Source organism: Nitrococcus sp., assembly GCF_059432795.1.
Genome location: NZ_JBXWZQ010000228.1, coordinates 1 through 6,592, shown reverse-complemented (window position 1 = coordinate 6,592; position 6,592 = coordinate 1). Strand labels below are relative to the sequence as shown.

General features: G+C 64.5%; 7 protein-coding genes. 1 reads left to right on the top strand and 6 read right to left on the bottom strand.

The window, feature by feature from the left end:
* Nucleotides 1-285 precede the first annotated feature (285 nt).
* From AC52Q4_RS16210 to hutH, 6 genes are all read right to left on the bottom strand, one after another.
* Nucleotides 286-603: a pyridoxamine 5'-phosphate oxidase family protein gene (locus AC52Q4_RS16210; protein WP_495537838.1), complete on the bottom strand. Its 318-nt coding sequence runs from the start codon at nucleotides 601-603 to the stop codon at nucleotides 286-288.
* Between the two features lie 92 nt (nucleotides 604-695).
* On the bottom strand, nucleotides 696-1,472 hold the full coding sequence (locus tag AC52Q4_RS16205) for a 3-hydroxybutyrate dehydrogenase (RefSeq protein ID WP_495537837.1): 777 nt from the start codon (nucleotides 1,470-1,472) through the stop codon (nucleotides 696-698).
* A 62-nt stretch (nucleotides 1,473-1,534) separates the two neighbouring features.
* Complete coding sequence (locus tag AC52Q4_RS16200) at nucleotides 1,535-2,695, bottom strand: DUF3734 domain-containing protein (RefSeq protein WP_495537836.1); 1,161 nt, start codon at nucleotides 2,693-2,695, stop codon at nucleotides 1,535-1,537.
* Between the two features lie 98 nt (nucleotides 2,696-2,793).
* Nucleotides 2,794-3,162: a DnaJ family domain-containing protein gene (locus tag AC52Q4_RS16195; protein ID WP_495537835.1), complete on the bottom strand. Its 369-nt coding sequence runs from the start codon at nucleotides 3,160-3,162 to the stop codon at nucleotides 2,794-2,796.
* Between the two features lie 69 nt (nucleotides 3,163-3,231).
* Nucleotides 3,232-4,152 (bottom strand): cation diffusion facilitator family transporter, encoded by a 921-nt coding sequence (locus AC52Q4_RS16190; RefSeq protein WP_495537834.1) that lies wholly within the window; start codon nucleotides 4,150-4,152, stop codon nucleotides 3,232-3,234.
* 84 nt (nucleotides 4,153-4,236) lie between these two features.
* A complete protein-coding gene (gene hutH / locus AC52Q4_RS16185) occupies nucleotides 4,237-5,757 on the bottom strand; it encodes a histidine ammonia-lyase (protein ID WP_495537833.1) in 1,521 nt (506 codons plus the stop codon).
* 633 nt (nucleotides 5,758-6,390) lie between these two features.
* Between hutH and AC52Q4_RS16180 the strand changes: the two genes are divergently transcribed.
* A partial coding sequence (locus AC52Q4_RS16180; RefSeq protein WP_495537832.1) for an SDR family NAD(P)-dependent oxidoreductase occupies nucleotides 6,391-6,592 on the top strand: 202 nt, incomplete at its 3' end.

Here is a 6,592-nt window from a genome sequence, read left to right as displayed (position 1 = left end):
CTAAGCTCATTCGAAAAGACAAGATTTGAGCGTCGCGGTACCGCGTACTTCTGTAGATAAACGCCACCGCCTGGAGTTCCTTGCGATTCGCTATCCACCGCCTCTCGATCCTTGCAGCGGCCGGGGCGCAGCATGCGTATTGCCCACCGGTTGGGCGCACACCGAGGTGCCGCAGGCAACCGACCGAACGAGGGGGCAGGAGCAGGGGAAGGTGCGGAAAAAGAATCGCGCGGCGTCCTGCGAGGGACCGGTGCAATCGGTATTGGGCCCGCAAGCGGTTCGGGACTAGGGGGCGGGGCGATGCAGCACGGCGCGCAGCGGCGTAATGCGCAGCGCCTCCCCGCGTACTGCGGCCTGCCCGTCGACGATCAGCGAAAACGTCTCCGCCGAGGTGGGCGGCCAGACCAAGGTGACATCCGGCCGGGTCTGGACGTTTTCCCGGGTGCGCCTGCCGGTACCGCTCACCTCGAGCACGCCGGAATCGACGCGCGGCGTCACCGCCACCGCATGGGGCGGTCCGAGCTCGCCGACCGTGAGGAGGTAGGCAAAGCGATAGCGCGCTACGGTATCGGCGAGAGCGGATAGTGCGACTTCAATGCTCATCTCGATTCCCGTGGCATTGGCGCTTTCCAAGGCCGAAGCCGGAGGCGGCTTGCGCGGCCCGCAAGCGGGAAAACTGTCCCGGGCAAAGGCGCCTATTGCATGAACCAGCCGTGGCTCACGACCAGCGATTGGCCGGTGAGCGCATTGCTCTCGAAGGAAGCGAAAAACAGCGTCGCCTCGGCGACATCCTGCGCGGTCGTGAACTCACCGTCCACGGTCTCCTTGAGCATGACGTTTTTGACGACTTCCTCCTCGGAAATTCCGAGATCCCTGGCCTGCTCGGGGATCTGCTTGTCGACCAGCGGCGTGCGTACGAAACCCGGACAAACCACGTTGGCGCGCACGCCGTGCTTGGCCCCTTCCTTGGCGACCACCTTGGCGAGGCCGATCAGGCCGTGCTTGGCGGTCACGTAGGGCGCCTTCAACGCCGAAGCCTCCTTGGAGTGAACCGAGCCCATGTAAATCACGCTGCCGCCGCGTTGCTGCCGGTACATCTGGCGCAATGCCGCGCGGGTGGTCAGGAAGGCACCGTCGAGATGAATGGCGAGCAGTTTCTTCCACTGGCCGAATTCGAACTCCTCGAGCGGATCGACGATTTGAATGCCGGCGTTGCTCACCAGAATGTCGACACCGCCGAGCGCCTCCACCACACGGGCGGTGGCGGCATCGACCTGCGCCTCGTCGGTGACATCCATCGCGACGCCGATCGCCTCAAGACCGCTCGATTCGAGCTCCTGCGCTACCCGCGCGGCACCGTCGCGATCGAGATCGGCGATTGCCACCTTCGCGCCCTCACGCGCAAAGCGTTGCGCGATCTCCTTGCCGATGCCGCTGGCCGCGCCCGTGATGATCGCGACCTTGTCCTTCAACCGCATCCCTCGTTCCCTCTCATCGCGGTGGTTTTTCATGCCCAGCGCGGGTGGCGTCACCGTCAGTCGTAGTGGCCACTGTTGATGTCGTGGGTGACGACGCAATTCAGGCCTTGCGGGCGTTTCAACACGTCGGCGTGGCGCAGCGCGCGTCGCACGTCGTTGTGCCCGGCCTGCCAGTGATCGTTCATGGCCACGCGCGAGAATTCATAATCCTTGAAATGGCTCTCATAGCTCTTTCGCCGATAGATCAGGTGAACGATGTTGAAGACGTGGTGGTTGGCCTGCTCGCGCAGATACTTTACCTCGGGCTCGTCGGCGAGCTCCGGCGGCAGCTTGTCGAGCAGCGCCGCCACCGCCCGGCGCATGTTCTGCCGATTCCGGAACTGATCGGTGTTGAGTCGCGTGCGACTCGAATACTGGATATCCTTCTGGCGTTCCGCCACCTCGGCAAGATTGTTGGGGAAGGTTCCGAGCGCGCTCCACAGATCGATCTGGAAGGCGAGCGTATCGACGAACGGCTGACTCTCGAGCAGCCACTGCAACGGCGTGTTGGAAACCAGGCCGCCGTCCCAATAGCGCTCACCGTCGATTTCGACGGCGGGAAAGCCCGGCGGAAGTGCGCCGCTCGCCATGATGTGCTCGGGCCGAAGCTCACGGTGTTCGCTGTCGAAATAGGTGAAGTTGCCGGTGCGCACATTGACCGCGCCGACGCTGAGGCGGATCTCGCCCGCATTGAGGTAGTCGAAGTCGACGAGTGCCTCGAGCGTGGCGCGCAGCTTCGAAGTGTCGTAGTAGCTGGTTGCCTCGGGGGTTCCCGGCGCATGCATCCACGCAGGAGGCACGCGCGGCTCGAAAAAGCCCGGCTGCCCGGTGAGCAACGCATGGGTCGAGCTCCACTGGCTGAACAGGCCGCGTGCCGCGTTCCCCCGGGCGAACGGAACCGTTAGCTCGACGAGATCGGCCCAGCCATGATCCGTCGAGACCGTTTGCCAGAAGTCACGCAGCCGCTCGACCCGTTGCCCGGGCCGGTTGCCGGCGATGATCGCCGCGTTGATCGCGCCGATCGAGATGCCGGCCAGCCAATCGGGATGCAAACCGCCTTCGGCCAAGGCCTGATAGGCACCCGCCTGATAGGCGCCGAGCGCGCCTCCGCCCTGCAGGATAAGGGCGATGCAATCGAAAGGGGGCGGCTCCAAAGGCGCTTTCTCGGACCTCGGCATGGTTGTTACGGTCCCGGACGGCCCATGAATGTAAAAAGCATAACGCCTCCCTCTCGGAGGAATCCACAGCGCAGCGCGCCCTCGCGTGGCGGCCGCCGCTACCCGCCTCCGAGGCGTTTGCAAAATTTCTCGAGGTACCGCTCTTCGATCCGCAAATCGCCGTGGCGGCGGCCGGCCGGCGTCTGTGCCCGCAGCAAATTGAGGCGCATCACGGCGCGCCGGCGCGGCCCGGCGTCATCGCGGGTCGAGATGAGTTGCTCCAGCTCGCGGATCTCGCTCAGCCGCTCGACTTGGGGCGGCACGAATCCGGCGTTCTTCAGCACGCGATAGGCGAGGCGCAACTCCTGGGGAATCAGCGCATCGTCGTCGAGCGCGAGCGGCTTGCCCGCGCCGGGGAGGTCAGATAGCTCGCCGCGCTCGATGGCCTCGGCGATGCGTTGTTCGGTGATGAGATCAACTGTCGACATGTCCGGATCACGATGTGGCCTGCGAGCGGCCGTTGACGGTGAACGCTGATACGTTTGCAGTGCCCGAGGCTATGCGGTTGCGCGCGGATGTCGGTCTTCGGCCTCGATGAAAACCCGCCGGATGAACGGATAAGCGCTTTTTATTTTCTTATCCATGGTGGCGATATTGTGCTCGATCTCCGCTGCCGGCATGTCATCCGCGAAGGTGGCGCTGATATTGACCAGGATGTACTCCGGTCCCATGTGCATGGTGAGCACCTCGTTCACGCGAATGACTCCCGCGGTGGTGCGCGCGATCTCCCGGATGCCGTTCACCGTATCGGCTCCCGCACTTTCGCCGATCAATAAGCCCTTGGTCTCGTAAGCGAGCCACGCCGCCGTACCGCCCAGGATCAAACCGATGACGATGGAGGCCGCCCCATCGAAATAGAGGTTGCCGGTCAGCTGGCCGATGAAAATGCCCGCGAACGCTACCAGCAGCCCGAGCGTGGCGGCGGAGTCCTCGAAGAGCACGACGAACAGCGTCGGGTCCTTGCCCTTGTGCACGGCCTCGAAATAGCCGAGGTTGCCTTTTGCGCGCTTGAATTCGCGAAAGGCCACGTACCAGGCCCCTGCCTCGAAGATCATGGCGAGGCCAAGCACGACGTAGTTGACCATGGGGTTGACGATCGGCTGCGGCGCCAGGATGTGGTCGACTCCCTCGTAAATGGAGATCCCGGCGCCGAGGGCGAAGAGCAGAATCGCCACGACGAAGGACCAGAAGTAAACTTCCTTGCCGTGACCGAACTGGTGTTGGGCATTGGCCGGTCTCCTCGATCGGGCGAGGCCGAGCAGCAGCAATCCTTGATAGCCGGTGTCTACGACCGAATGAATACCCTCGGAGAGCATGGCCGAGCTGCCGGTGAGAGCGCCCGCGGCAAATTTCGTCGCCGCGATCAAGCTGTTGCCGATGAGGGCGGCGATAATGACCTTTTTGGATCCTGCTGCCATGTTTCCGATCCCTGCCTGGATCTACCGGCCCGTCGGTCCGCGCTTACCGAGGCCACTGCCGAGAGATTCCCGTATAGCTCCTGCCTAGCCGAGAAGTGGCCGCGTGGCCTCGATCAGAGCGCCACGATCGATTAAGTCGATGACGGTATCGATATCCTGCGCGGCGAAGGCGTCGCGGGAGCGGAAGGGCACCTCGCGGCGCAGCCGTTCGCGCGCGCTCGCCGTGGCTGGGCCGGGTGTCAACGGCGCTCTGAGGTCCAGCGCCTGCGCGGCGCACAGTGCCTCGATCGCCAGTACGGCGGTGATGTTGTCCAAAATGCGAAACAGCTTGCGCCCCGCGCTCCAGCCCATGGAGTTGTGGTCCTCGGGCATGGCCGAGGTCGGCAGTGTGCCGACACTGGCCGGACTGGCGAGGCGGCGGTTTTCCTCGGCCAGCTCGGCACTGGTGTCATGCGCGATCATCAGTCCCGAGTTGGTTCCGGGCTCGGGGGTAAGGAAAGCCGGTAAGCCTTCGGAGCGGTGGCGATCCAGCAGGCGGTCGATACGCCGCTCGGCGATCGCGCCGAGTTCCGCGGCGGCGATGGCGAGAAAATCCAGCGCGAAGGCCAAGGGCTCGCCGTGGAAGTTGCCGCTGCTCTCGACGCGGCCGTCCGTGAGCACCACGGGGTTGTCGGTTACCGCTAGCAGCTCGCGCTCCGCCACCTGTGCCGCGTACTCGGCCGTATCCCGGGCCGCGCCATGCACTTGCGGCGTGCAGCGAAATGAATAGGCGTCCTGCACCAGATGCGCTGATTGGCGATGGTGCGCGAGTATCGCGCTGCCGTGTAGGAGCCGGCGCAGGCGCGCCGCCACCACCTGCTGTCCGGGGTGCGGGCGCAGGCGCTGCAGCGCGTCCTGGAATACGCGGTCGGTGCCGAATCCCGCTTCGATGCTCATCGCCGCCGTGAGATCAGCCGTATCCAGCAGCTGACCGAGGCGCTCGAGGCCAAGGATAAGCATTGCCAGCATGCCATCGGTGCCGTTGACCAGTGACAGCCCTTCCTTCACCTCGAGGTCAACGGCGGCGAGTCCGTTGGCTTTTAGTACGGCCGCCGCGGCGACACGCTCCTTGCCGACCACGGCCCATCCTTCCCCGCAGAGGCACAATCCGATGTGTGCGAGCGGCGCGAGGTCGCCGCTCGCTCCCAGCGAGCCGTGTTCCGGGACGGCGGGCAGCACACCGGCATTGAGCATTCGGATGAGCGCTTCTACGAGCTGCAAACGCACGCCGGAGTAGCCCATGGCCAAGGTCTTCACCCGGATCGCCATCATGGCCCGCACCGTTTCCGGCTCGATGGTTCGACCCACGCCGGCCGCATGGCTGCGCAGCAGCGCATGCTGCACCTCGCGGCGCTGCGCTGGTGCGATTGCGGTCGTGGCCAACGCTCCGAGCCCCGTGGTTACGCCGTAGACCGGCGCCTCGCCAGCGGCGAGCACGGCAAGGCGCCGGCGCGCTTGCTCGATGCGGGCGACGGTGCGCGGCGGCAGCGGCAGGGCAATGCCGGCCTCGCCTCGGGCGATGGCGACGATCGTTTGGCGATCCAGCGCGTCGATGCTCGCATTCATGCGCTCGGCGCCCTTGCTGACCGATTGGCCCAGCCGTGTCCCGCTAATTTACCGAGTCGCGCGACAGACAAGGTGGCTGGAGTCATCGTCTCGATGACTTCGATTGTGGCAGACAACCGAGCTTATCCTCGCGGTTGCCGACAACGCTCGCAGCGAGTGAGCTGAATAAAGCCGTTGCCGGGGATACGCGCGATCGTGGCATGAATCATCCCGCCGCAGCTGCACGGTTGCGGAAACCCGGTCGAGCACCTCGGGCAACGGCGATCGCCCTCACGGTGCTCCTCCCATCGAACATTGTCCAAGGTAGCAATTTTTTGTTTTGAGTCGGTACTCGTGGCCATCGGATTCGCGCTCATCTCACTGGCAACTGATGGGATCCACACCGGGGATATGTCGAGCGCACCCTCGAATCAACATCGGTTTGGGTGGCATCATGGCAAACGCTGTAGTGAACCACGTTATGGTAGCGTTCGTCTTCCTGTAGCGCAGTCCGGCTCCGCGCAGTTGTGGCATAGTGAGCCATGTGGGTAGGCGATGGGGTCTGTCGCGCCCGCCGCGCTTCGCAGCCGCTCGCCGTTAGGGCAGTCCTGCCCGGGCACCGGCCTAGCATTCGAGTACTAGGGAGGAAAAGCGATGCAAATCGCAGGAAAGTCGGCTTTTATCACGGGTGCCGGCAACGGCATTGGCCGTGCGATCGCCGTGGCGTTCGCGCGTAAGGGAGCGCGGCTGACACTGAGCGATCGATACGAACAGCGCCTGCGTGACACGGCTCAGGCGGTGGAGGATGTAAGCCGCGAAGAGCGGCCGGATGACACACCGGAAGTGCAATTGATTC